22 protein-coding genes and 1 tRNA gene are annotated in these 25615 nt (G+C 61.9%); 12 read left to right on the top strand and 11 right to left on the bottom strand.

Annotation, left to right across the window (positions count from 1 at the left end; genetic code table 11):
- The first annotated feature begins 18 nt into the window (after positions 1 to 18).
- Both BLW21_RS13900 and BLW21_RS21965 read left to right on the top strand, forming a co-directional pair.
- Positions 19 to 2499 (top strand): PAS domain-containing hybrid sensor histidine kinase/response regulator, encoded by a 2481-nt coding sequence (locus BLW21_RS13900; RefSeq protein WP_092741040.1) that lies wholly within the window; start codon positions 19 to 21, stop codon positions 2497 to 2499.
- A gap of 170 nt (positions 2500 to 2669) precedes the next feature.
- Positions 2670 to 2792 (top strand): hypothetical protein, encoded by a 123-nt coding sequence (locus BLW21_RS21965; protein WP_262490447.1) that lies wholly within the window; start codon positions 2670 to 2672, stop codon positions 2790 to 2792.
- A gap of 96 nt (positions 2793 to 2888) precedes the next feature.
- On the opposite strand, the gene BLW21_RS13895 is transcribed toward BLW21_RS21965, so the two are convergent.
- On the bottom strand, positions 2889 to 3254 hold the full coding sequence (locus tag BLW21_RS13895; RefSeq protein WP_139255214.1) for a T9SS type A sorting domain-containing protein: 366 nt from the start codon (positions 3252 to 3254) through the stop codon (positions 2889 to 2891).
- 179 nt (positions 3255 to 3433) lie between these two features.
- Between BLW21_RS13895 and BLW21_RS13890 the strand changes: the two genes are divergently transcribed.
- From BLW21_RS13890 to BLW21_RS13880, 3 genes are all read left to right on the top strand, one after another.
- Positions 3434 to 4549, top strand: a complete 1116-nt coding sequence (locus BLW21_RS13890) for an NAD(P)/FAD-dependent oxidoreductase (RefSeq protein WP_092741036.1) — start codon at positions 3434 to 3436, stop codon at positions 4547 to 4549.
- A 64-nt stretch (positions 4550 to 4613) separates the two neighbouring features.
- On the top strand, positions 4614 to 5798 hold the full coding sequence (locus BLW21_RS13885) for a type III polyketide synthase (protein ID WP_245711900.1): 1185 nt from the start codon (positions 4614 to 4616) through the stop codon (positions 5796 to 5798).
- Between the two features lie 104 nt (positions 5799 to 5902).
- On the top strand, positions 5903 to 6610 hold the full coding sequence (locus BLW21_RS13880; protein ID WP_092741034.1) for a methyltransferase domain-containing protein: 708 nt from the start codon (positions 5903 to 5905) through the stop codon (positions 6608 to 6610).
- Between the two features lie 83 nt (positions 6611 to 6693).
- Here the strand turns inward: BLW21_RS13880 and BLW21_RS13875 are convergent, their stop codons facing one another.
- Together BLW21_RS13875 and BLW21_RS13870 are read right to left on the bottom strand one after the other, a co-directional pair.
- Positions 6694 to 7605 carry a histone deacetylase family protein gene (locus BLW21_RS13875; protein WP_092741032.1) on the bottom strand — a complete coding sequence of 304 codons (912 nt, stop codon included), beginning with the start codon at positions 7603 to 7605 and terminating at the stop codon, positions 6694 to 6696.
- Between the two features lie 127 nt (positions 7606 to 7732).
- A tRNA-Val gene (locus BLW21_RS13870) sits at positions 7733 to 7807 on the bottom strand.
- A 207-nt stretch (positions 7808 to 8014) separates the two neighbouring features.
- Between BLW21_RS13870 and BLW21_RS13865 the strand changes: the two genes are divergently transcribed.
- Positions 8015 to 8734 (top strand): porin family protein, encoded by a 720-nt coding sequence (locus BLW21_RS13865; RefSeq protein ID WP_092741030.1) that lies wholly within the window; start codon positions 8015 to 8017, stop codon positions 8732 to 8734.
- A gap of 71 nt (positions 8735 to 8805) precedes the next feature.
- Entirely contained in the window at positions 8806 to 9297 is a 492-nt protein-coding gene (locus tag BLW21_RS13860) for a DUF6992 family protein (RefSeq protein WP_092741028.1), read from the top strand.
- Positions 9298 to 9425: 128 nt separating this feature from the next.
- Here BLW21_RS13860 and BLW21_RS13855 read toward each other — a convergent pair whose 3' ends face one another.
- From BLW21_RS13855 to BLW21_RS13830, 6 genes are all read right to left on the bottom strand, one after another.
- On the bottom strand, positions 9426 to 9983 hold the full coding sequence (locus tag BLW21_RS13855; protein WP_092741026.1) for a type 1 glutamine amidotransferase domain-containing protein: 558 nt from the start codon (positions 9981 to 9983) through the stop codon (positions 9426 to 9428).
- Positions 9984 to 10106: 123 nt separating this feature from the next.
- A complete protein-coding gene (locus BLW21_RS13850) occupies positions 10107 to 10628 on the bottom strand; it encodes an acyl-CoA thioesterase (RefSeq protein WP_092741024.1) in 522 nt (173 codons plus the stop codon).
- Positions 10629 to 10682: 54 nt separating this feature from the next.
- Complete coding sequence (locus tag BLW21_RS13845; RefSeq protein ID WP_139255213.1) at positions 10683 to 11117, bottom strand: death domain-containing protein; 435 nt, start codon at positions 11115 to 11117, stop codon at positions 10683 to 10685.
- 135 nt (positions 11118 to 11252) lie between these two features.
- Complete coding sequence (locus BLW21_RS13840; RefSeq protein WP_175470972.1) at positions 11253 to 13298, bottom strand: FAD-dependent oxidoreductase; 2046 nt, start codon at positions 13296 to 13298, stop codon at positions 11253 to 11255.
- 189 nt (positions 13299 to 13487) lie between these two features.
- Positions 13488 to 14927 (bottom strand): aldehyde dehydrogenase family protein, encoded by a 1440-nt coding sequence (locus BLW21_RS13835; RefSeq protein WP_092741018.1) that lies wholly within the window; start codon positions 14925 to 14927, stop codon positions 13488 to 13490.
- 172 nt (positions 14928 to 15099) lie between these two features.
- Positions 15100 to 16329: a tetratricopeptide repeat protein gene (locus BLW21_RS13830; protein ID WP_092741016.1), complete on the bottom strand. Its 1230-nt coding sequence runs from the start codon at positions 16327 to 16329 to the stop codon at positions 15100 to 15102.
- 497 nt (positions 16330 to 16826) lie between these two features.
- On the opposite strand from BLW21_RS13830, the gene BLW21_RS13825 reads away from it, so the two are divergent.
- Entirely contained in the window at positions 16827 to 17702 is an 876-nt protein-coding gene (locus BLW21_RS13825; protein ID WP_092741014.1) for an AraC family transcriptional regulator, read from the top strand.
- Between the two features lie 116 nt (positions 17703 to 17818).
- Positions 17819 to 18898, top strand: a complete 1080-nt coding sequence (locus BLW21_RS13820; protein WP_092741012.1) for a hypothetical protein — start codon at positions 17819 to 17821, stop codon at positions 18896 to 18898.
- A gap of 96 nt (positions 18899 to 18994) precedes the next feature.
- Here the strand turns inward: BLW21_RS13820 and BLW21_RS13815 are convergent, their stop codons facing one another.
- Positions 18995 to 21442 carry an outer membrane beta-barrel family protein gene (locus BLW21_RS13815; RefSeq protein WP_092741010.1) on the bottom strand — a complete coding sequence of 816 codons (2448 nt, stop codon included), beginning with the start codon at positions 21440 to 21442 and terminating at the stop codon, positions 18995 to 18997.
- Positions 21443 to 21669: 227 nt separating this feature from the next.
- On the opposite strand from BLW21_RS13815, the gene BLW21_RS13810 reads away from it, so the two are divergent.
- Both BLW21_RS13810 and BLW21_RS13805 read left to right on the top strand, forming a co-directional pair.
- Positions 21670 to 22782 (top strand): sensor histidine kinase, encoded by a 1113-nt coding sequence (locus BLW21_RS13810; protein WP_092741008.1) that lies wholly within the window; start codon positions 21670 to 21672, stop codon positions 22780 to 22782.
- A gap of 161 nt (positions 22783 to 22943) precedes the next feature.
- Positions 22944 to 23648 (top strand): LytR/AlgR family response regulator transcription factor, encoded by a 705-nt coding sequence (locus BLW21_RS13805; RefSeq protein WP_175470971.1) that lies wholly within the window; start codon positions 22944 to 22946, stop codon positions 23646 to 23648.
- A gap of 303 nt (positions 23649 to 23951) precedes the next feature.
- Here BLW21_RS13805 and BLW21_RS13800 read toward each other — a convergent pair whose 3' ends face one another.
- On the bottom strand, positions 23952 to 24584 hold the full coding sequence (locus BLW21_RS13800) for a T-complex 10 C-terminal domain-containing protein (RefSeq protein WP_092741004.1): 633 nt from the start codon (positions 24582 to 24584) through the stop codon (positions 23952 to 23954).
- A gap of 134 nt (positions 24585 to 24718) precedes the next feature.
- Here BLW21_RS13800 and BLW21_RS13795 point away from each other — a divergent pair, with 134 nt between their 5' ends.
- Positions 24719 to 25315: a pseudouridine synthase gene (locus BLW21_RS13795; RefSeq protein ID WP_092741074.1), complete on the top strand. Its 597-nt coding sequence runs from the start codon at positions 24719 to 24721 to the stop codon at positions 25313 to 25315.
- The last annotated feature ends 300 nt before the right edge of the window (positions 25316 to 25615 follow it).

Raw genomic sequence — 25615 nt, 5'->3', positions numbered from 1 at the left:
CCATCTAGTTCCTCTATCATGGATTCCATTAGGTTTCGGCAGCAGGCCCGCCAGCTGCGGCAGGCCCGCCAGCAGCTCGACAGCCTGCGCCAGCAGTTGGCCACTGCCACCGAGCAGGCCGCGGCCGCTACCCGCCTCTACGACGAGCTACCAAGCTTTATATTTGTTTTCGACCTGCCCTCCAGCAGCCTGCAGTACTGCAACCGCTTTGTTGAAGCCCGGCTGGGTTACCCGGTAGCCGAACTGCGGGCGTTGGGGTCGCGCGTACTGGAGGTACTAATGCCCAAAGCGGAGGTTGCCGAGTTGCACCGGCATTATGCCAATATAGTGGCGCTGTCCGATGGCCAGCTGGAATCGTTCGAATACATAATGCACCACCGCACCGGCGCTACGCGCTGGCTTCGGCTGACCAGCGCGCCCTTCGCCCGCGATGCGCAGGGCCGCGTAACGCAGGTGCTAAGTATTGCCGAGGATATTACCCGCTGGAAGATAACTGACGAGCAGCGCCGCTCGGCCAACCGCCGCCTGGCCGAGCAGAACCGCCTGTTCCGGCAGATAATTGACACCGTACCCAACCTGATTTACCTCAAGGACAGCCAGGGGAACTACGTGCTGGCCAACGAGGCTACCGCCCGCTTCTACGACCTCTCGCACGAGGAGCTGTTGCGGGCCGCGCTGCCTGAGCTGGAGGCCCGGTTTCCAAGTATGGCCCAGTACCGCCGCCAAGACGAGCAGGTATTGCGCTCGGGCCAGGAGATTGATGAGGAGTCTCCTCTTACTGATGGCCAAGGCAACCAACGCTGGTTTCGCACGGTTAAGCGCCCTTTCGTGCTGACCGATGGCACGGTACAGGTGCTGGGAGTCGATAACGACATTACCGAGCTCAAGCACACGCAGCAGGCGCTGGAACAGGCCAAGGAAACCGCCGAGCAAAACGCGCAGGTCCGCCAGAACTTCCTCACCAATATGAGCCACGAAATCCGGACCCCGCTCAACGGTATTGTGGGGCTGACCGGGTTGCTGGCTAAAACCTCGCTCGCCGCCGAGCAGCGGCAGCTGCTGGCCCACGCGCAGGACTCGGCCGATAACCTACTGGTGCTCATCAACGATGTACTCGATATGGCCCAGCTAGGCGCGGGCCGGATGCGGCTCGAATCCATGCCTTTCGAGCTCGACCATGTATTGCGGGGCAGCTGCCAGGCCCTGTTGCCCACGGCCACGGCCAAGGGCATCAGCCTGCGCCTGCAACTGCCGCCGGCCGCCGGCCCGGCCCGCGTACTCGGCGACCCCCACCGGCTCCGGCAGGTGCTGCTCAACCTGCTTGGCAACGCCGTAAAATTCACCCCTAAGGGCGAAGTGCTGCTCACCTACGAGTGCCTTAATCCCCTGGCCCCCGCACCGCAGTATCGGTTTTCGGTGCTCGATACGGGCATTGGCATTGCGCCCGCGCAGTTGCGTGAGCTGTTCGAGCCCTTCACCCAGGCCTCGGCCAGTACGGCCCGCGAGTTTGGCGGCTCGGGCCTGGGACTAAGCATCTCGCGGGGCTTGGTAGAGCTGCTGGGTGGCCAATTGGTAGCCGACAGCGAACCGGGCCGGGGCAGCACGTTTCGCTTCACGCTGACGCTGGCCCCGGCCCCGGCGGCGCCGGCCGCGCTACCGGCTCCGCCCCCCGATTTCCAGCGGTTGCGCGGCTACCGGGTGCTGCTGGCCGAAGACAACCCCGTAAATCAGCTCCTGATGCAAACCATGCTGCGCGGCTGGGAAGTCGTCGTCGATACGGCTTCGTCGGGGGCCGAGGCGCTGGCGCTGTTTCGCCAGAACCTCTACGCGGTAGTGCTCATGGACATTCAGATGCCGGGGCTCGATGGCGTGGCCACTACCCGGCTGCTGCGCCAGCACCCCAGCCCCGACCGGGCCGCCACGCCCGTAGTGGCCCTCACGGCCCACGCCATGCCCGGTGATGCCGAGCGCTACCGCGCCGCCGGCCTCGACGCCTACCTGGCCAAGCCTTTCCGCGAGCAGGCCCTGTTTGACTTGTTGATTCGCCTACTACGCCCTGCTTCTACTCCAGCCAGCGCCCCGTTGTCTGCTGTTGCCGAGCCGGTAGCCCCCCCACCTGCCCAACAGGTTGCCCAGCTACCGGCTGGCCAGCCCCCCCTCTACGACCTGACTATGCTACGCCGTATGTCGGGCAACGACGATGGCTTTGTGCGGCGGCTGGCCCTGCTGTTTGTTGAAACCACCCCCCCCGCCGTGGTGCGCCTGGAACAGCACCTACGGTTGCGGCAAGCACCGGAATTAGCGAAAGCGGCCCACTTCCTGAAAAGCTCTACCGACGGTCTGCAGCTTTTCAGCCTGCGCCCCGTACTTCGCGACTTGGAAGCAGTGGCTGCAGGCGCTGCCCCACCCGACTGGCCCCGACTGGCCCGACTCGTCGAGCAGGTCAGCGTGACGGTCGAAGAGGTAGTGGAACAGCTGCGCGAAGAGTTTCCGGGATAACGCTGGCCGTTAGCCAGCCCCCATTTTACCTCTTAAGCTCAAGCACATAATTATACTGCAACCCAAGCCGTGTGTTTGTGGTTAGGTAAGTGTGCGGCAACGCCACCGGGCGGCCCTTCGGGCGCTGGTCGGGGCAGCAAGCCGAATTATTCCTTCATTTCTCTTTTTTTATGACTGCCTTTCTGATTTTCCTGGGCATTGCCCTTGCCACTGCCCTGCTGGCTTTTGATACCATTGACAACCTCAAATCCATGTTCCAGCCGCAACCTGTACCCGTGCGCACGGGCGAGTAGCCTTTGCCTCGATATTTCGCGCAAAAAAGGCCTCTGCTACAGCAGAGGCCTTTTTTCTATCTGGTAGGCGGCAATTAAGCTGCTAAAATCAGAACGCTAACGAATTACAAGCTTGCGCATTTCGCTGGCATTATCGGCCTCCAGCTTCACATAATACAAGCCATTGGCGAACTTGCTTAGGTCGAGGGTTCGGGTGTACCGCTCCCGAAGCTCGGTGAGCGACTCGCGGTACATAACCGTACCGATAACGTTGAGTACGCGGAGTTCCAGCCGTCGACCTTCGAAGCCATTGATGTTGATGTGTACGATGCCGGTGCTGGGGTTGGGAAATATCGTTAGCCCCTTTTCCTCGGTTGTGGCGGCAGTTTTGCCCGGTGGCTGGGCCTGGGCTGGAGCCCAACGGCCTGGTAGCGCCACAGTAGCCAACAAAGTCAGCAGAAAAATACGTAGGAGTGCAAGCATATAGCGCAATGATGAGGTAGGCCCGCAACAGTATCGGGCAGACTAGTACTAAACGGCCGGCAGGAAATTTAGGTTGACAAAAATACTAGCTCATTCCGGTAAAGCCACTAAATAGTACGTATCGTCGATGAATAGATTTGCTATCCATTTTCTTTCACCTCTTTAGGCCAAAAAATAAGTTGGACGTTATCATTATTGGCGGCGGACTAGGCGGCTTGTGCGCGGCCCTCGACCTGGGGCAGCGGGGCCACGCCGTTACGCTGGTCGAGCGGCGGCAGTACCCGTTTCATCGGGTGTGCGGCGAGTACGTGTCGAACGAGGTGCTGCCCTACCTGCGCCGCCTGGGCGCCGACCCGGCCGCGCTGGCGCCGGCCCGTATCGGGCGGTTCCAGGTTAGCTCGCCGGCCGGTGAGGTGCTCGATGCCCCGCTCGACTTGGGCGGCTTCGGCATCAGCCGCTACGTGCTCGACGAGTTTCTTTACCATAAAGTACTGGCCGCGGGCGTTACCGTGCTGCACGCCACCGTGGCCGATGTGGAGTTTGATGCGGCCACCAACACCCATGCCGTAGTGCTGGCCGATGGCCGCCGCCTGCCGGCCCGGGTGGTTATTGGTACCTATGGCAAGCGCAGCGCGTTGGACAGGCAATTGAACCGACCCTTTTTCACCCAACGCTCGCCTTATTTGGGTGTGAAGTACCACCTGCGTTACCCCACCATGCCGCGCGACCTGATTGCGCTACACAACTTTGCCGACGGCTACGCGGGCATTTCGGCCATTGAAGAAGATAAGTTCTGCTTCTGCTACCTCACCACCCGCCGCAACCTAAAGGCCCACGGCACCATTCCGGCCATGGAGGCCAACGTGCTGGCCCGCAACCCCCGCCTGCGCCACATTCTGGAAACGGCCGAAGTGCTGTATCCGCAGCCCGAGGTTATCAACGAAATTTCCTTCGCCCCCAAAAGCTGCCTGGAGCGCCACGCCCTGCTGGCCGGCGATGCGGCCGGCCTTATTACGCCGCTCTGCGGCAACGGCATGGCCATGGCCATCCACGGCGCGCACCTGGCCGCCACCCACACCCACGCCTTCCTGCGCGGCCGCCTGAACCGCCCGCAACTGGAAGCCGCCTACACTGCCGCCTGGCAAACCCACTTCGGGCAGCGGCTGCAGGTAGGCCGGGCCGTGCAGCGCCTGTTTGGCCAGCCGCTGCTCAGTGAGCTGACAGTGCGCGGCTTACGCCGCTGGCCCGGAGCAGTGCGCGCCCTGATGCGGCGTACACATGGCACGGAATTTTAGGGGTTGTGCATAACTCCCATAAATCTGTAACCTAAGCGGCCCGATTTTTACGTAAACTGTCCCGATGAGTAGTTATTTGTGTGCCATTGGCACCGCCAACCCGCCCCACCGCATTCCACAAACGCAAATTGCCGACTTCATGGCCGCCGCCTTGCAGCTCGGCGAGCGTGACACCCGCAAGTTGCAGGCCCTGTACCGCGTGTCGGGCATCGGCCACCGCTACTCCGTGCTGCCCGATTATGCGCGGGTGAACGGGGAGTTTGAGTTTTTCCCGAACACGCCCGGCCTGAATCCATTTCCGACGGTAGGCCGGCGCATGGCCGAGTACCGCCGCTTTGCGCTGCCGCTGGCCGTGCAGGCCGTGCAGGCCTGCCTGGAGCAGCTGCCGGAGGTGGAACTGAGCTCGGTTACTCATCTGATTACGGTGAGTTGCACCGGCATGTACGCCCCGGGGCTCGATATTGAGCTGGTGGGCGCGCTGGGCCTGCCGGGCCATGTGCAGCGTACCTGCGTGAACTTTATGGGTTGCTACGCAGCCGTAAACGGGCTGAAGCTGGCCGATGCTTTCTGCAAAGCCACGCCCCAGGCGCGGGTACTGGTGGTATGCGTGGAGTTATGCACGCTGCATTTCCAGAAAAGCACCGAAGACGACCACCTGGTATCGAACGCGCTGTTTGGCGACGGCGCGGCGGCTGTGCTGGTGCAGGGCACTCCGGCCGCGCACCGGCCCAGCCTGGCCCTCACGGCCTTTCACTGCGACCTGGAGCCCGACGGCCACGCCGATATGGCCTGGCACATCAACGACTTCGGCTTCGAAATGACGCTTTCGTCGTATGTGCCGCGCATGATTCAGGACGGCATCGGGCAGCTGACGCAGCGCCTGTTGGCCGATTTGCCGGTCGAGCTGGCTGACATCCGGGCCTTTGCCATCCACCCCGGTGGCCGCAAAATATTGGAGTCTATTGAGCAGGCGCTGGGCCTGAGCGCCCACGACAACCGCTATGCCTACTCCGTGTTGCGCGAGTACGGCAACATGTCGTCGGCGACGGTGCTGTTTGTGCTGGCCCGGCTGCTGAGCGAGCTGACGGCGGCCGACAACGGCGCACCCGTACTCAGTTTCGCTTTCGGCCCCGGCCTCACCCTGGAAGCCATGCTGCTGACGGTGGCTTCAGAAAATATGCGCGAGGAGGTAGCAATGGAAGTGGAGAACGGAATGCGGCAGCCCCAGGCTGTAGTCCTGGCCTCGTAAGCGCTATTGGTATCGTTTCCGGCCCGGCTGCCAGTTTTATTCCATCTACCTGATTCACCCAACATACGCTAACAGCTAAAAGCTGAAAGCCAATAGCTGCACACATGGCCAACTTGCGCGCCCGCTCGGAGCAGGAGGAGCTGATGGACGACCTGACGCTGGCATCGGACGAGCTGCGGCAGAACCTCGACGAGCTGGAAACCGTGAACACCTGGCTCGGTGGCTACGCCCCGGTACTCGACGCGCTGGAACGCCTGCGGCCCTATTTTCCGGCTGGCCGGCCCCTGCGCGTGGCCGATTTGGGAAGTGGCGGCGGCGACACGCTCCGCCAGATTGCCCGTTGGGCCCGCCGCCGCCGGGTGCCCGTCGAGTTGGTCGGGATTGATGCCAACGCCTTTATGCTGGATTATGCCGCGGCCAAAGCCCAGGCTTACCCCGAAATCAGCTTCCAACAGGCCGATATTTTCGCGCCCGACTTCGCCCGCCAGCCCTTTGATGTTCTAACAGCCAGTTTGTTTTGCCACCACTTTTCCGATGAGCAGCTGGTGCAGATGCTGGCCCAGTGGCACCGGCAGGCCGGCCTGGCCGTTATCGTCAACGATTTGCACCGCCACCCGCTGGCCTACCACAGCATCCGCTGGCTCACGCGGCTACTGGGCGGCTCGCGGCTCGTGCAGCACGATGCGCCGCTGTCGGTGGCCCGCGCCTTCACGCGCCCCGAGCTGGAAGCGCTACTGGCCCGGGCAGGCATCATCAACTATACACTACGCTGGCGCTGGGCTTTCAGGTGGCAGCTGATTATTAGGGCTTAGCTGGTTGTGCATAGTACTTAGGTCGTTTTGAATGAAACGATTGAACGGCGCGGGCACCATGCACAACCAACTAAGCCCAATAATCAGCTCCACAAATCAGCCGCTACCCTAAACGTATTGGCGTGGGCCTCAACGATGTCGATAATATTGGGCGAGTAGCCCCCGCCCATGCACACCACCACCGGCAAGCCGTGCTGGTGGCAGAGGCCAAGCACGTAGGCGTCGCGCTGGCGGCACCCTTCGCGGCTCAGGCCCAGGTAGCCCAGCTTATCGGTGGCCAGCACATCTACCCCGGCCAGGTAGAACACAAAATCGGGCTGGTGCTCATTCAATAGGCGGGGTAAGGTTTCGCGCAGCAGCGTCAGGTAAGTGGCGTCGTCGGTGCCATCGGGCAGGGGCAGGTCGAGGTCGGACTGCTCCTTGCGGTGCGGATAGTTGCGGGCGCCGTGCACACTGAGCGTGAACGCGCGCGGCTCGTGGGCCAGCATGGCGGCCGTGCCGTTGCCCTGGTGCACATCAAGGTCGATGATAAGCACGCGGCGCACGCCCAGCTCAGGATGGTCCAGCAGATACATGGCGGCGGCAGCCTGGTCGTTGAGCAGGCAGAACCCTTCGCCCCGGTCGCGGAAAGCGTGGTGGGTACCGCCGGCAATGTTGAGCGCTACCCCGCCGCTGGCCACCGCCCGGCGGGCGCACTCCAACGTGCCGCCCAGAATGGTGGTTTCGCGGTTGATCAGCTCGGGGCTCCACGGAAAGCCGGTGGCCCGCTCCTCGTGCCGGCTCAGCTCGCCGGCCTGCAGGCGGCGGAAATAATCGGCCGCGTGTACGCGCAGCACGTCGGCTTCGGGCGGCGGCTGAGAGGTGAAAAAGGCCGCTTCCGGCACCGTTCCCTCACGCAGCAGTTGCTCGGGCAGCAGCTCGTACTTGAGCATTGGGAAGCGGTGGCTGGCCGGCAGCGGATGGGCATACACGGGGTGCCAGGCAATGGAGAGCATGCGGGAGATGGATAAAATGGCGCAGGAGGGCTGTGGGCTGCCCGGCCGCTGGTTGCTTCCGATACCGTCTCAACACAAAAATAACCGCCGGATAAGGGCGGTTATTTTTGTGTTGAGACGGTTGCTGTGGGGCGTATCGGGCTCGAACCGATGACCCCTACCTTGTCGAGGTAGTGCTCTGAACCAACTGAGCTAACACCCCATTAAGGCTAGCCTTGCGGCCGCCGTAAAGATCCAAAGATAGGGTAAGGGCCGGGGAAACCCAGCCACCGCAGGTATAAAATTCGGGCCCGGCTGGCCGGGGCAGTGTAACCTTCGCCGCATCAGGCAGTATAGGGCTACTACTACGGTAGCCGGGCGCTATGCAGACCCGTTCTCCCCTTTTCTTCTGTTTCTGAATCCTCTTCTCATGAAAAACCTTACCTCCCCTCTGTTGCTGGCGGCCACCTTGCTAAGCGTACCGGCCCTGGCTCAAACCACCGGCCCTACCGGTGTCCGCTCCTCTACCGATTATCCTTCTGCCTCCGGTGGCACCGACTCGCGCAACACCGGCTTCGGCATCAAGGGCGGTTTCACGGCGTCTAACTTCCGCGGCGACGATAAGAAAAATTACTCCGACGAAGGCATCTATAACACCTTCCACGCCGGCATCTACACCCAATATGGGTTCAGCGACAAGTTTTCCGTTCAGCCCGAACTGCTCTACAGCCGCCAGGGCTTTGCCGGCAACAACGGCCTGCCCAACTCGCAGGGCCAGCTGGTAAACGGCGCCTACAACACCCGCCTCGACTACATTCAGGTGCCGGTGCTGCTGGTATACAACTTCCTCGACAACGTGAGCGTGCATGTGGGCCCCCAGGTTTCGCTGCTGACCAAGGTGCGCGAGAACGGGGTTGAGCGCAAGCTTGCCAAAGACGCCAACAACAACTACGCCTACAACAGCCTCGACTACGGCCTGGCGGCCGGCCTGGAAGCCCGCATCGGTCCGGCCCGCGTTGGGGGTCGCTACGTGGCTGGCTTCAACGAAATCATTAAAGACCAGGACTTGGCCAAGACCGGCAACCGCGCTATTTCCGACATCAAGAACGGGGCTTTCCAGGTTTACGTCGGCATCGGCTTCAACCGCTAAGCTGCCGCTACACCCACAAACAAAAAGGAAGCCCCCGGGCTTCCTTTTTTGCGTTTTCCCGCCTTTATTATATGCCGATTTTCGCTACCGATTTACCCGCTATCAACCAGGCCCGCGAGTTGATGGCCGAGCACGGCATGGGCCTGCTCGGAGTCTGGGCATTGCTCAACCTGGTTATCAGCGGCTACCATGTGTCGCGCACCGATGCACGCACTGCAGCTCATCACTTCCATTTCATGAACGTGGCTTGGAACATGGTGAACACGCTGCTGGCCGTATGGGGCATTTTGCGGGCGCAACCCCAGGGCGTGGCCGGCCTCTCGCTAGCCGATAGCCTGGCGGCCCAACAAAGCTTTGAGCACCTGTTGCTCATCAATGCGGCGCTTGACGTGGGCTACGTGCTCATCGGCCTCTGGCTGCACCGCCGGGCTCCTGCCGCCGAGCGGCCCGAGCGCCTGCACGGCTATGCCCGTTCGCTGTGGCTGCAGGGCGGTTTTCTGCTTTGCTTCGACTTGACTTTCTATTTCGCCTACCACCAGTTCGCGGCGCAGCTGGTACAATGAAGTAGGTGAGTTGGCTATCATCCTGACGAAGGAAGGACCTTATCCCACTAAAAAGGCCGTACTAACGGTTCGCTTTAGTGGAATAAGGTCCATCTTTCGTCAGGATGACTGGGAGTCAACTGAACGCTTTATTTTTTCCCTACCAGGGCTTCCTTGATCTTCTCGTTGAAGTTGGGAATATCCTGGGGGTTACGGCTGGTGATGAGGTTGCCATCGACCACCACCGTTTCATCAGTCCAGTGACCACCGGCGTTTTTGATGTCGGTTTTGAGGCTGGGCCAGCTGGTCAGGTTCTTGCCGCGCACCACGTCGGCCTCAATCAGCGTCCAGGGGCCGTGGCAGATGGCCGCCACGGGCTTGCCCGAGCGCACAAACTCGCCAATGAAGCTTACAACTGCCGCTTCGGTACGCAGCACGTCGGGGTTCATCTGGCCGCCGGGCAGTACCAAGGCATCGTAGTCGGCTACTTTCACGTCGCCGATTACCTTGTCTACATCTACTTTGCTGCCCCAGTCTTTCTCGTCCCAGCCCTTAATCGAGCCGCTTTTCAGCGAGATGACGTGGGTTTCGGCGCCCTCATCTTCGAGGTACTTCTTGGGCTTGTCGAGTTCCGACTGCTCGAAACCATCGGTGGCGATAATGGCTATTTTTTTACCCTTCAGGGCGTCGCTTCCAAAAATGCTCATCGTAAATCAGGTTTAGGGTAGAGGAATAAAAGAACCGAAAGCGCCGGGCGCCTTCGGTTCTTCTCTAACGGCGAAAATGGCCGGGGGTTGAGCAGGATTTTGGCATCGGGGCGCCCGGGCCGGCTACTCGTCCTCGCCTTTGCGGGCCTTTTTGAACTGCTTGCGCAACTCGCGCACCCGGTCGTCGAAGCCATCGGGGTCGTAGTCCACATCTTCCACATCGAGCTGTTCGAGCAGCTCCATCAGGGACTCGGAGTGCTCGGTGCGGGTGCCGCCGGGCAGGCGCACCAACGTCATTTCCGACCACAGCAGTGCCTTTAGCTGCAGGCCATCTTCGCGTAGCATTTGCATCTCCACTACTAGGTTCGAGTTGTCGAAATGGATGAGCTGGGTGCGGATTAGCACCGTTTCGGCGTGGCGGGCGGGCCGCAGGTAAGCCAGGTGATGCTTGGTAATCACCCAGCCCGCGCTCAGCTCCTGGGCCAGTTGGCCCAGGTTGAGGGCGTAGTGCTGCAGGGCGTGCTCTTCGCGGGCATTGAGAAAGTAGTCGAGGTAGCGGGCGTTGTTGAGGTGGCCGAGCATATCGCAGTCCTGAAACCGGATGCGGTGAATAGTCTCGGGCGTTTGAACGAGGGGAGCGGGCATAGAAGGTCTATAGGAAACCGAGCCGGCAAAGGTGCGTAATCGGGCCGATTTGGGCTACTGCGCCTTGCGGGCCCGCATCTGCTCCTGCACCTGCTTCTGCTTGGCCTTCAGCTGTTGGTACTGCTCGGGGCTGAGCACCTGCTGCAGCTCCCGGTCGGAACTGGCATTGATGCTTTTCAATTCGGCCAGCAGGGCCGGACGGTTGCTTTTAAGACGCTCCTGGGCCTGTTGCGCCTGTTTCAGGGTGCTGGTAAAAATCTGCCGGACACTGCTGCGCTGCTCATCGGTCAGGCTCAGCTGCTCAGTTAATACATCGGTCAGGTCGCGGGCGGCGGGCGGCGCAGCAGCTACCGCCTTGGCTTCAGCCTTCACCTCGCGACCCGATTTGGTGGGAGCAGCAGTGCTGGTAGCGCCAGCTGGCCGGCGCGCGCAGGCGCTACCCAGCAGTCCGGCCGCCAGCACCAATGCGAAAGGAGTACGGAGAGTCATAAAAGCGAAATTCAGGTACCAAAATCCCTACCTACGCGAAAAGACCCGCCGGGTCTGATTTCAGTCGCCAATGGAAAACGTCATTCTTCTACTTTGCCTCCGGCTCCGCTCAGCACAACATTCTCCACAAACCACTCAACCGGCCTTTAGCTGCTGGGCCGTATAGTGGGCCAAGGCCATAATGGTGAGCATAGGATTGACACCGCTACAGGCCGGAAAGGCCGAGCCATCGGCCACAAACAGGTTTTTTACTTCGTACAGCTCACCACTGGGGCTGGCCGGGTGCGTGGCTCGGTCGCCGCCCATGCGGCAAGTGCTCATCTGGTGGGCGCTGTACAGGCCGAACTGGTTGGCTTTCCAGCTGAGCTGGGGCAAGTTGTCGAGCACTTCGGGATTGCGCAACTGGCCGTTTTCGGCATGCAGCAGCGGCAGCGAGCCGTGGGGCAGCAACACCGTGCGGGCCCCGGCCGCCACTTGTATTTCGGCCGCTGCCCGCACTCCGCGCAGCATGTTGTGGCGGTCGAAGTCGCTGAGGGTGTAATCGATGAGTGCCTGCCCGTGCTTGTCAACGGAAACCCGGCCGCCGTCCCGGTCGCGGGTGAGCACGATGAACGAGCCCAGGTGCGCCGCCTCATGCATTAGCTCCTTGTGCTGGCGGCCCGAAAGCCAGGGCATCACCATGCTCATCAGGCCAGGATGGGCAGGCGGAGTTTCAATTTTGGCGCCGAAGTTGGTGCCGTCAAGCATCGTGAACCCGTCATTCACCACCGACATCATCGGCCCGTGCCAGGAGTTCATGCGCTGCGGATAAATGCCCGAAACCACCACCGTGGGGTGCAGGTGCAGGTGCTGGCCCAGGTGCGGGTGGCGCAGGCCGCTGCGCAGCAGCAGCGCCGGCGTCTGCACCGCCCCACCCGCTACCACTACCCGCTTGGCCCGCACCGTTACGCGCACCGGCCGGCCATCGGGGCCGGTATAAGTGGCCTCGGCCCCGGTGGCGCGGCCCTGGGCCACGGTTACGCGCGCTACTTCGGTGTCGCACAGCAGCCGGGCGCCGTGCTCGAAAGCGGTTTGCAGGTAAGTGTTGAGCGTGCCCTGCTTCACGTTGTGCCGGTCGCCGAAGCAGCTGTAGCCCATGCCGGCAAAGTGCTCGTCGCAGTCGGCCGGGGGGTGCTTTTCGTTGCGCGGAATCAGCTTCACTTCCTGGCCCAACTGCCGTGAGCCGTCGAGCAGGGCCTGGTTCTGGCCATTGTGGCGCACGTAGTCGATGTTCACGCCCAGCGTGCGGCTCACGGCATCAAGGCTCTGCTTGAACTCCATGGACGTGAAATGCGGCACCTGATGCTCGCGGGCCCATTCCTGCAGCACGTAGTCGGGCGTGCGGAAGGCCCCGGCCCAGTTCACGGTGGTGCCCCCGCCCAGGCAGGAGCCGGCCAGCAGGGCCACGCCGCCGTCCTGGGTGCCCAGCGTGCCGCGGGCATCGTACAGCTGGCCCAGCATGTCCACTTCGCGCTGCGAAAATTCGGTGCCGTGGAAGTAGGGGCCTTTTTCGAGCACCAGCACTTTGTGGCCGGCAGCAGCCAGCTCGCCGGCTACCACGCCGCCCCCGGCGCCGCTGCCAATCACCAGCACATCACAGTCGTACGTGGTGTCCTGCGCAGGCTGCAGCGTGTGCAGGGGCCGGGCGGCGGCGGGTTCGGGTGCCACGGTTTCGGCCGGCACCTGGGGGCCCTCGTAGCCGATGGCGTCCCACACGAAATGGGCCGTTTCGGGCCGGGAGCCACCGTAGTAGAGAAACACGCACAACTTCCGCAACGCCTGAAATCCCTTACGCAGCTGCGGCACCTGCGAGTTGGCCCAGCTTTGCAGCAGCTTCTCCCGCTGCTCCGCATCGAGCCGGACAAACGGCTTCAACGCCCCAAACCACGTCAGGCCCAGCGCCGGCGAATCGAGTAGCCGCAGCAGCTGCCCAAACTCCTGCTGCGCCCCGGCCGGCTGCGCCGACAGCGCCTCGGCCATCTTGTCCAGATCAATGCCCTCGGAGCCCCGTTGCGTCCAGTACGCCGAATCGGTGGCACCGGCGGGCGGGGCCAACGTGGGGATAAACGTATCGGCAAGGGCGCGCACGGTGGCGCGCTGGGCTTCGGTGAACTGCATGGCGGGCGGGAAGTTGGACAGCAAAACCTGCTGGAAAGCGGGCCCTAAAAGGTCGGCATTTTTCCCCGGAAAATACTCGGCTTGCATACTAAAAATGAAGGAGCGACCCGGTGAATAAGCGAGTTGGCGTTCATTAGGCCTCCCGGCGCAAATAGCGCAACCAGGATTTACGAACAGCAAATCCACCCAATTCACCGAGTCGCTCCTTTACCGCTACAGCCAGCGCAGCAGCAGGTTTACCATCTTCTTCACCGAATCGGTGTAGGGCGGGTACAGGGGTTTGAGGGCGGTGAGACCCACGCGCTGCTTGAGCACCGATTTCTCGTTGCTGAAAGCCAGGAAACCGGCGTGGCCGTGGCAACGCCCAATGCCGCTGTTGCCAAAGCCGCCGAAGGGCAGCTCGGGGTGGGCCAAGTGCAGAATGGTTTCATTCACGCAGGCCCCGCCGGCCGGAATGTTCTGGAGCAGGTAGCGCTGGTTTTCCTTGTCCTGCGTGAAGACGTAGAGCGCCAGCGGCTTGGGGTGCAAATTCACGGCATCAACGGCTTGCGAGAGGCTCCCGAAAGTGAGAACCGGCAGCAGCGGGCCGAAGATTTCCTCCTGCATGATGCGGCTGTCGGTGGGCGGGTCGAGCAGCACGGTGGGCTCGATGAAGCGCTGGCCGGCATCGGTGGTTCCGCCAAAAGCTACTTCGGTGCCCTGGGCGCGGGCATCTTCGAGCAGGCCGGCTACGCGCCCGAAGTGGTGGTCGTTTACGAGGCGGGCATACGAATCAGACTCGCTGACGGGCTGGCCGGCGGGCGAGTAGAAGCGCTGGGTGGCAGCGCGCATCTCGGCTACCAACTGGTCGCGCACGGCTTCGTGCACCAGCACGTAATCGGGGGCCACGCAGGTCTGGCCGGCGTTTACGCCCTTACCCCAGATGATTTTCTCGGCGGCGTCGCGCAGGTCGGCGGTTTCATCGACTACAACCGGGCTCTTGCCACCCAGCTCCAGCGTTACGCTGGTGAGGTGCTCGGCAGCGGCGCGCATCACAATTTTGCCCACTTGCGGGCTGCCCGTGAAGAAAATATGGTCGAAAGGCAGTTTCAGCAGTTCGGTGGCCACGTCCTTGTCGCCCTGCACCACGGTTACCTCGGCCTCATCGAACAGCTCGCGGCACATGCGGGCCAGCAGCCCGGCCACGGCGGGCGTCATCTCCGAAGGCTTGATGATGGCCGTGTTGCCGGCTGCCAGGGCCGAAATCAGCGGATCAATGGCCAGGTAAAACGGGTAGTTCCAAGGCGCAATAATCAGCGTAACGCCCTTGGGCTCGGCTTGCACCCAGCCGCGGCTGCCCACTAGGGCCAGCGGCGTGCTTACCCGGCGCGGCGCAGCCCACTCTTCCAGGTGGCGTAGCGTGTGGCGTATTTCGGTTTGCGACGACCAGATTTCGGTGACGTCGGTTTCGACGGCGGGCTTACGAAAATCGGTGTACAAGGCCTCCTGAATGGCTTCCCGGTTGTCGGTCAGCCAAGTGTCGAGGCGGCGCAGGCGGGCGGCGCGGCTGCTGGCGGCCTCGCGGCGCAGCGCGCCAGCGCGGCCCTGCTGGCGGGCAAACAGCTCGGGTATGGAAAGTTGGGTGGCGGTGGGGGCAGCGGGGGCAGAAACCATGAATAGGGGTGTTGAGGCAAGAAAAGGCGCACCGCCCAAAACGTGGGCCGTGCGCCTTTCATACTCAAAAGGTTAAGCAATTGTTCAGCTAGCCCACCGCCCGGCCCCGCAGCCATGGCGGTAAAAGGCGACTCGCAGGAACGCGCGAATCTGCCGGGTGCCAGCCGAGCCGCTACTTCTTTTTCTTCTGCAAGTAGGCTTTGGCTTCTTTATGGGCATCCGACTTGCGCTCGGCCTTTTTGAGCACCTCTTTATAGTGGCGGGTGGCGGTTTCGGGGTCGGGCTGCTTGGCGGCAATGCGGGCCAGGTTGAGCACGGCATACAGGTAGAAGCCCTGCTGCGTGTCGCCGGTGCTTTCGGAAAACACCACGCAACGCTGGTAGTAGTCGCGGGCTTTATCAATGTCCTTGTACTGGGTTTGCATCAGGCTGCCCAGAAAAAACGTGGCGTAGCGCCCGCTGATGCCCTCGTAGCCCGGCATACCCCGGTTGATTTTGTCGAGAATATCGCGGCTTACCCGCTCGCACTCGCGCAGGTCGCCTATCTGGTAGCTCATCAGGGCGTAGAAACGCTGGAAGTAGCCGTTGTCGGGGTAGGTAGTGGCCAGCTGCTGGGCGATGGGCAGGGCCTCGCCGGGCTTATTTTCCTGGTTCTGCAGAATCCTCATCAAAAACACCTTGGCCTCGGGACCGGTGTAGAAGCCGTTGGCGGCTACGTTGCGCAACTGCTGCAGGCCCAGCTGTTTATTGCCTTTCGGGAAGAACAGCAGCACCGGCCGCAGCAACGGGTAATTATCGGCAATCCAGGGGGCGTAGTAGTTGATGATGGCCTGGCCGAACAGAAATTCGGGACTCAGACCGTTGGCCTCGCGGCTCTTGTCGAGGTAGCTGAGGGCCCGCTTGCTTTCGACGGTGGCCTTGCGCCAGTTGCTGCGCTCGGCGTTTAGGCGGGCCGAAAAGCCATAGGCCGCCGACAGGAAAAAACTGGCCTCGTAGTTCCTGTTATCCGTTTTGTACAGCGCCTCGCCCCGGGTAATGGCCGTGTCCATGTAGGCCAGAAAAACCTTGTCGTACTGTTTGTTGGTGACGTTGCTGGGCATCATTTTCCACCAGGTGCTGAGCCCCAGCAGAAAGTAGGGCATCGGGTGCTGGGGGTAACGGCGGCGCAGGCTCCGGAATTGCCGCTCGGCCTTATCGTACTTGAAGTTATAGAGGTTGTAAACGGCTCCCTCCAACTCGGTCTGGATATCCTTATCGAGCAGCAGCCACCCCGAAATGTTGGCCGCATTGGGCGCTACATCCACGTTTTCGAGGCGGATTCGGGTGGTGTCGAGCTGCTGGGCCCAGGTGGCGCTCGGGAGGCAGAGCAGCAGAAGGGCCAAGCACAGCAAAATCAAACGCATACGGTAAAGCTAGAGTGGCCCCAAAATACGCGCAAAAAGGCGGGGGGAGTTGCCTCTCATACGGTACCGGGCAAAAAAAAGAGGCTGAAGCTCCCACAGCCTCAACCTCTTTTGCGTTTGCTAACCCTTAAAAAGGGCCAGGAAACGGCCAGCGGCTAAAATTCCCACCCAAAGCCGCTGGATGACCAATGCAGATTCCCCATCCCACTTTCAGTCTGATACGCCAGCCGTGGTAGCGGAAAAGTTGCAGATTTTCCTTTACCCGGAGCGACGCGGCCAGGGACCGGTACTATGTAATAGGTTGTTATAAAACCTGTAGCCAGCATATAATGACTGGCGCAATCCAGCATCGTTTAGCACCGGATCTGATTCTACTTAACAAAGGTCGCTAAGCTTCAAGCAGATAACTATTGCTTTATTCGCCATTCTCAGTGCTTGGTTGACCAAATGTATTAACTTCACGCTCCCACTCCGCCACTGAGGCACCATTTTGCGCCGTGAAGCTACAATTTGAGCCCATCCACCCGACCGCCGACAGCTCGTTTACGCTGCTGCACTACACGCAGGTAAGCAAGGCCGAGCTGCTCTGGCACTATCACCCCGAGTACGAACTGGTTTATATTCCGCGGGGCCATGGGCGGCGGCACATCGGCCAGCACATTTCGCGTTTCGAAGACGGCGAGCTGGTGCTCATCGGCCCCGATTTGCCCCACCTCACCTTCAGCTACGGCCAGCCGGTAGGCACGCCGTTCGAGGAAATTGTGGTGCAGCTACGCGGCGACTTCCTCGGCCCCGATTTCTGGGAGCGTTCCGAGATGGTGGCTATCCGGCAACTGCTGGCCCGGTCCCACGAGGGCCTTTCGTTTGGGGCAACTACGCGCCGGGCAGTAGGGCCGGTGTTGCGGCAGCTGCTCACGGCTCCGCCTTTTGCCCGGCTGCTGCTGCTGCTGCAGGCCCTGCAGCAGCTGGCCCAGGCCGCCCCCACCCCCGACTGCCAGCCGCTGCACGCCGGCACCGGCGGGCAGGGCCTGAGCGGCAAGGAACAACAGCGCCTGAGCCGGGTGTACCAGTTTGTGGAGCAGCACTACCAGCGCGCCAGCCTTTCGGTGCAGGAAGTGGCCGATGTGGCCTACCTGTCGGTGCCGGCCTTCTGCCGCTACTTCAAAAAGATGACCCGCCACACGCTCACCGACTTCGTGCAGGAGTACCGCGTGGGCCAGGCCTGCCGGTTGCTGCTCGACGACGACCTGGCCATTACCCAGGTCTGCTACGCCTGCGGGTTCAACAACCTGTCGCACTTCAACAAAACCTTCCGCAAGTTCACTGGCCAAAGCCCCACCGAATACCGCCGCCAGCGGCTGGGAGGAGGCTGAGGTAGTAGGGGAAACGGAGGTTTCGGCACCCTTCGCTTCCGCCAGCACAACGCCACCTTGGCGCCCAACTTCCCTGCCCCGGAACAAGCAGCGCGTGGTAGTTGTCTGCAGCATACATGGCTACGCTGAACCTGTTTTTGCTGCTGGTGCGGCTGCTGTGGCCCGCGCCCGAGGTGCCGTTGGTGCTACGGGCCGCTTCGCCCGATTTTGGGCCGGTGCTGTTTAGCGTGGCCACCGTGCGCGACGAGCGGCCGGGGCAGCCGGCGGTGGCCCTGCTGCTGCCGGCTGGCACCGGGGCGGCAGTCCGGCCAGTGGAGCTGCGGGGCGGCACCACAGCGGCGCTGCAGCAGTTTGCGGCGGCCACGCTGCCCGCAGTGCCAGCCAACCGCTACGCCATAACGTTGCGGGTGCTGGAGCTGCGGGTGCGCGAAACGCCCGGCCCGCATGCCGCGGCCGCCAACGGTACTGTTGCGCTGCATCTGGCTTTTGAGTGGCGCAACGCCGCGGGCCAAACCGTTACGCTTACCGAGTACCGCGGCGGTGCCCGCTACGGCCGTGCCCGCGCCAACCGGGCCGTGGTAGAGGCCGCGCTGGGGCAGGCGCTGCTGGGCAGCCTGCGCTACTTCAATGGCTGGCTGGGCACGGCCGGAGCCCACGATGTGCGGCTGGCTACCAGCGTGCGACCCACCTTCCACTACGACACCCGCCAGACCGAGCCCGATACGCTGTTCTACGACCCGACCCGACCGCTAAACTGGACCGATTTTATGGGCGCACCACGCGCCGCTATGGGGCCTTACGCGGCGGCTATATTCCCGAGCTTCGGCTACCAGGCCCGGCCCCGGGTGCGCAATGGCGTACTGGAGCTGGACATCGAGTTGAACGTGTTTGTGGTGCGCTCCTCCTCGTGGGTGGCCGAGGGGCAGCGCAAGGCCTACAACCTCAACCACGAGCAGCGCCACTTCGACCTGGTGCGGCTGGTGGCCGAGCGGTTCCGGCGCAAGGCCAGCCCCGACAGCCTCACCGTAGCCGATTACCAGAGTATCCTTGGCTGGCAGTACCTGGATTCCTTCCGCGAGATGAACCGCCTGCAGGACCAGTACGACCACGAAACCCACGGCGGCACCGACACCGTCGCCCAATCTCGCTGGAACCAGCGGATTGACGCGGAGCTGCGCGGGTTTGGGGTGCGCTGACCGGGCTTTTCCGCAAAACCATTGCGCCCCGGCCGCTCTTCCATAGAGGAGACGCCGGGGCGCAACGGCTTTTTTCAGGAGTCAAGTAACTGGCCGTTAATTTTCCATGCGCATCTTCTCCGCCTCGATGCCCGTGCTGCGCCGCTGGCTTCCCTTCACGCGCTGGTTGCCGAACTTGTAGCTGAAGTTGAGCTTCACGAAGCGGCTTTCCGTTTTGTCGAGGCTGGCGGAGTTGAGGCCGTTGGCCAGCACAGTGTAGCGGTTCTGCTGGGTATTAAATACGTCGCTAACGTTGAGCGTGAGCGTGGCGGCCTCCTTCAGCAAAGATTTAGAGAGGCCCAGGCCCGCGTTGAAACGTGCCTGGAAGGCCAGGCCGCCAAACGTCATCGGCGACATGTACATGGCCGAGGCTTCGGCCTTGAAGCCGCTGGGCAGCGTGAGGGTGTGGTTGCTGGACAGGTAACCGGATGGACGGGAATTACGCAGGCCAACGGCCGGGCTGTTGACACGGGCATACTCCAGGCCCAGAGTGGTGACGCTCATCCATTTACCAGCGAGCAGAGGCTTCATGAGCGTAGTGCTGGCCGACACCGACTCGGCGCTACGGTAGTTGCGGTAGGAGTTGACCACAATCCGGGTACCCTCCAGCTGCCGGTAGCTGTCAATCAGCACGTTGGTGTGGTGACCGTAGCTGATGGAGGTACTCAGGATGTTGTTGTAAGAGTGACTGAACTCGAAGTTGTGCGAGTAAGAGGGGCTGATATTGGGGTTGCCCTGCACGTAGCGGTACTGGCTCACATAGGTTACAAAGGGATTCACGATACCGAATGCAAACCGGTCAATCCGCCGGCGATAGGATAAGCCCAACTGCACCTTTTCCGACTTATTATACTGTGTTGATATGCTGGGGAACAGGTTGAGGTAGTGACGGTTGGTTTTCTGGCCCGTAGTGAGCGAGGTACCGTTGGTGTTGGTCTGCTCGGCTCGCAGGCCAATCTGCAGCTCCACTTTGCCCACGGTATGGCCGACGTTGGCGTAGGCTGCGTTGATGTTTTCGCGGTAGATGAAGTGGTTGGTTTTGCCCAAATCCACTGCCCAGGGCTGGCCGGCCGCCGCCTGCTCCCAGCGGATATCATTGTCGGTCGTCGTGAAGGTAGTTTTCAGGCCGGCTTCCAGCGTGGCGCGGCCCAGGGGCTGCGTGTAGTCGGCCGCCGCCGAGCGCACCGAGTTGCGGGCCGGCGAGTTGTCGCGCAGCAGGCTGGCGGGGCCGGTTTCCTGCAGATTGCCGTCGAACAGGTAGGTAGTATACTCGTTATGCCAGTTTTTGCGGTAGCCGAAGTAGTCGGCGTTCAGGCTCAGGGTGCGGCCGGCGGTATCGAGTTTCGTTTTGTAGTACAGGTTCACGGAGGGGCTCAGGAACTGCGCCGCGCCCACCGTCTGCACCCGCGAGGCCGATGAAAGCAACGCCTCGTTGCCGAGGCGGGCCAGGTTCTGGCCATCCCGGTCGCGGAGGTTGAGCATGCCTTTGAGCAGTATCCCGGCCGAGGCATTTTTGCCCAGGTTATAGTCGAGGCCCAGCTTGGCCGAGTTATTTTGGTTGTGGCGCACCTCCCGGCCGTTCTCCGCAATTTGCAGCCCTTCGCTTAGTTCGCGTAATGCGCTGGTGGTGCTGTACACCCGGTTTTCCTGGCGGTCGAGGCTGCCGTACACGTTGGCGGCGGCGGTGCGGTGGTTGAGGCTGAGGCCGGCGTTATAGCGGCCGTACTGTCCCGCGCCCACGCCCATCGTGGCCGTACCGTTGGTGCCCAGCTTGCGGCCTTTGGCCGTGATAATGTTGATGATGGCCCCACCGTTGGCGTCGTAGCGGGCCGAAGGGTTGGCAATGACCTCCACTTGATCGAGGGTGCTGCCGGGCATGGCCTCCAGCATCGTTTTCAGCTCGGCCCCGCTCAGGTTGGTGGGTTTGCCATCGAGCAGTACCGCTACGTTTTTGCCCCGCAGCTGGAATCCCTGGCCCTGCTCCAGCACGCCGGGCGCGCGGCCCAGCACGTCGTAGGCGTTGCCCCCGGCGGCCAGGGGGCTGGCAGCCACGTTCAGTACCAGTTTGCCGGCCCGCTGCTCGATAAAGGGCCGGGTGGCCGTCACGGTTACGCCCTTCAGCTGCTGCCCGGCGGGGGCCAGCAGCACGGCTCCGAGCGTAGCGGGCTGGCCGGCCCCCACTTCCACGGCCACCGGGGCCGCCGGCTGGTAGCCGATGTAGCGTACCAGCAGCTGGTAATGGCCGGGGGGCACCTGCTCGAAACGAAACGCACCACGCTCGTCGCTTATGGTGCTGAACACCGGCGTAGCAGCGGCGGGCTGCAACACCACCGTAGCAAAGGCGAGGGGCTGCCGGGTGAGGCTATCGGCGACGGTGCCGCTGAGCGCGGCTGTTGCGGTAGGCCAGCCGGCCGCGGTTTTAGCCAGCGTGGTTTGGGCCGTGGCAACGGCAGGAGCAGCAGCCAGAGCAGCCAGCAGGAACAGGGAGGCGGGAGCAGTTTTCATGGGTCGGGAGTTAAGGAGCGTTTGGGAGAGAGCCCAACCGCCAACCGGCTGGGAATGGGACAAAGCAACACCCGCCCAGCACCTTTCCAACGCGTTTTTCGACCACTCCCGGTCCCGAGCCGACCAAGTGGTCGGCCTGTTTTTTTGGTCGAAAAAATACCCCCTATTGGTCGAAATCCGGGTCTGCTGATGCCGGGGCTGGCGAAAAAATCTGCCAACTTGCCCCCATGCAAACCACCGCCACCCCACCCGCCACCCCCGACCGGCCCAGCCGCTTCCCGCTCGTCTTCGAAGGGCTGGTGTGGGCGCTGTACGTAGGGCTCTACAAGTACAGTGCGTTTATGGAGGAGGCCGTGAAACGCGTGCCGCTCACCAAGCACCCCAATTTTCCTTACCCCCAGCTCATGCTGTTTGCTCTGCTGACTACGCTCTACATCATACCCTACTACCGGGGACTGGTGCCCTTGCTGCTGAGCCGCCACCGCTATCTGCTGCTGGGGCTGGTGAGTCTGGTGTATGTGTGGTGGAGCATGAAGCTGAACCTGGCACTGAGCTACGGCTTGTTTCAGCACATCGCCCAGCCGCCGTCGCTGGCCGATTACTATCACCACAGCTACCTCTGGACCAGCCATACGCTGCCCACTATAGGCCAGCCCCAGCTCGGTCTGCTGTTCACCGATTTGCTGGCCTTCAGCTGCGTGGCGTTCGTGCGACTGGCTTTTCAGCAGGAATACCGCCGCCGCCACCTCGAAAAAGACCATCTGGCCTTGCAGATGGAGCAGTTGAAGGCCCAGTTGCAGCCGCACTTTCTGTTCAACACCCTCAACAGCATCTATGGCCTGAGTTTGGCCGGCTCGCCCGACACGCCGCGCTTCATTCTGCTACTCTCGGAGCTGATGCGCTACGTGCTCTACGACAGCGGCAAGGCCCGGATTCCGCTGCCCGAAGAGGTGGAGTTTCTGAAAAATTACTTCGAGCTGGAGCAGCGCAAGTACGCCGGGGCGCAGGTGCAGTTTCGGGCCCTGGGCGACGCGGCCGGCGTGCAGGTGCCGCCGCTGCTGCTGCTGCCGCTAGTCGAAAACAGCTTCAAGCACGGCCGCCACCACTTCTCCGACCACGCCACTGTACAGGCGACGCTCACCACCACGCCCGGCCGCCTGCACTTCCTCATCGAAAACGACATGCTGCCCGAGGCCCCGGCCGCCGCTCCCAAGCGCAGCGGCGGCATCGGCCTGCAGAACATCCGCCAGCGCCTGGACCTCTACTACCCCAATGCTCACGAACTGCACCTAACGGAGCACGACGGCCGCTACCGCGCCGAGCTGACGCTGCGGGTGTAATCGTCCTGTGTAGCAGAACGTCATGCTGAGCGCAGCCGAAGCATCTCTACCGCTTCATCTGATTACTACTGCAACGAAGCGGTAGAGATGCTTCGACTGCGGCTGCGCCTTTGCTCAGCATGACGGGCTTTTTTACCTCACCCACCTCATCTCTACCCACCATGACTACTACGCCCACCCCCGTCCGTTGCCTGATTGTGGATGATGAGCCGCTGGCCCACCAAGTACTCACCCAGTTTATCGGCCAGACGCCGGGGCTCACGCTCACGGGCAAGTGCCGCAACGCCATCGAGGCCTACGAGCACCTGGCCCAGTGCCCCGTAGACCTGCTGTTTCTCGATATTGAAATGCCGCTGGTAACGGGCCTCAACTTCCTCAAAAGCCTCACCCACCCGCCCAAAACCGTGCTCACCACGGCCTACCGCGAGTACGCCTACGAGGGCTACGAGCTCGATATTCTCGACTACCTGCTCAAGCCCTTCAGCTACGAGCGGTTTATGAAGGCCATTGCCCGGCTGCCCGCCACCCAGCCCGTGCCGCCCGCCGATTCTGCCGACGAGAAATACCTGCTGGTGAAGGAGCGCCAGGGCCTGCTGAAGGTTCCGCACCGCGACATTGTGTACGTGGAGGGCTGCAAGGATTACGTGAAAATCACGACGGCCACCAAGGCCTACCTGCTGCACCACACCATGAAGGAAATGGTGGCAGTGCTGGGCCCGGCCTTCGTGCGGGTGCACCGCTCCTTCATCGTGGCCGCCGCCCACATCCGCATGCTGCAGCCCGACAACGTGCTGCTACTCGACAACACGCTGCTACCCATCGGCAATTCGCACCGGGCAGAGTTGCTGGCGTATTTCAAAAAGTAAAATCCTTATTTTCTCACTCCTTTCCCCATTACATCAACCGACACGTCGCTTACGGCCCAGGCAAGCGGCCAGGCAACCTTGCCGCGCACCACTAAATTTAAAGCGCTGTTTACCTTCGCGCAGCCGGGCATCATCATAGATTTCGATGCGGCTCAACGCACCCTCACGTTGCGCCAAAGCGGATCCACCTACTCTTGCTTTGTGCGCGAGTAGGGTACCACATCATCTATACTTAAAACTCATAAGGCCCCGCCCAGAACATCCGGGCGGGGCCTTACGGCGTGTGGTTGACTAGACGAAATGCTAGTCTTTTATCTTCACATTGCCATCGTCGGCATCGGTTTTTACCTTGGTGCCGTCGGGATACTTCACTTTGGTGTCGCCATCCTTGTCGATTTTGATGACTTTACCGTTCGAGTACGTGATTTTAGTGTCGCCACCGAGGCGCTTTTCGCGCTTCACTATCGTCGGGCCAGCGGGTTTAGCAGGCCTAGCAACGGGCCGGGGGGCCGGCGCGGGCGTGTAGGGAGTGCCGGCGTAATACGTGCCGCGGTTGGCAGTGTACGTATTGTACCGGTCGCCATCCACCGCGCCCTTCACCGTGTTGTCGGTTTCGTCGTTTACGGCGCGTTGGGCGGCGTAGAAGCCCGTGGTATCGGTTTTATACTGGTTGTTGACTTCGGCAAAGCGGCGGCCCCGGTCGTAATAGCCCCGGCCAATGGTCGAAACGGTGGTGGTATCGTCGATTTCTAGGTCGTTGGCTATCTGATTGACCGTGCGGTCAGCATCGGCCCGGTAGTCCATGTTGTCATTCATCACCACGGCCGTATCGCCCGAAGGAGTTGTGGCGGCGTCAACGGCCGCCTGTTTGTCCTGGTTGCAGGAAGCCACGGCCAGACTGGCAGCAGCGGAAAGAAGAAGCAGGGACTTATTCATGGGAAAAAACGTCAGGTGAAAAAATTGCGCGGCCAGATATAGGTTCGCAGCTATACTGGGGCCTGATACGGCGGCCGGCGCACCGGGGTTATCGGGTGGCGGGCAACCGAACCTGGCTGCCTACCTTTGCGGCCGTGTCCGAACACCGTCATTTCCTGTTATACAAGCCCTTCGGCTACCTAAGCCAGTTCCGAAGCGAAGACGCCCGCGAAGCGCGCAAAAAACGGTTCCTGGGCGAATTACACGACTTCCCGGCCGGTACCATGGCCGTCGGCCGCCTTGATGAGCACAGCGAGGGCCTGTTGCTCCTCACTACCGATGGGCTGGTAAGCGAGCGAATTCGTCGCAAGGATGTGGAAAAAGAGTATTACGCCCAGGTCGACGGCCTCATCACCAACGAGGCCCTGGCCCGCCTGCGCACCGGCGTAGAAATCAGCGTGGAGCACCAGCCCTACCAAACGCTGCCCGGTGCGGCCCATCGCCTGCCCGATGCCCCCGGGTTGCCACCCCGTCCTCGCAAAATCCGCGACGACCGCCACGGCCCCACTAGTTGGGTTAGCATCACGGTTACGGAAGGCAAGAACCGCCAGGTACGCAAAATGACAGCTGCCGTGGGTTTTCCAACGCTGCGGCTGGTACGCGTCCGCATCGGCGGTATAGCGTTGGCCACCCTCGCCCCCGGCGAAGCGCACGAAGTGCTGGATATAGTCGGGCTGGTAGTTAGGGCGTAGCAGGAATGAAGAATATCCGGATAGAACCCGGAGCCACCGAGTTGACGTGCATGCCTCAGGAGTCAACGCCCACGTAAAGGTTGGAGCAGCGCCTTTCGTAGAGGGGTAGGGGCACAGTTCGGCGTTGCCGGCGTTGGCATTCGCCACGAGGTATTGATAATAGCATCACCTACCTTCAAATGCGTCAGCGCGGCACGGGTTGCCCGTAAGAACGGCTTAATAGGGTTGCCGGGCAGCAGCACGTAGCGGCGGCCTTCAGCCTTTGCTCCCGGCAGCTAAGCGCCGGCCTGCCGCGCCCGG

The organism is Hymenobacter psychrophilus, assembly GCF_900107135.1.
GTDB lineage: Bacteria > Bacteroidota > Bacteroidia > Cytophagales > Hymenobacteraceae > Hymenobacter > Hymenobacter psychrophilus.
Note: the sequence above shows the minus strand (reverse complement) of the source record. Positions and strands in the feature narration are given on the sequence as shown.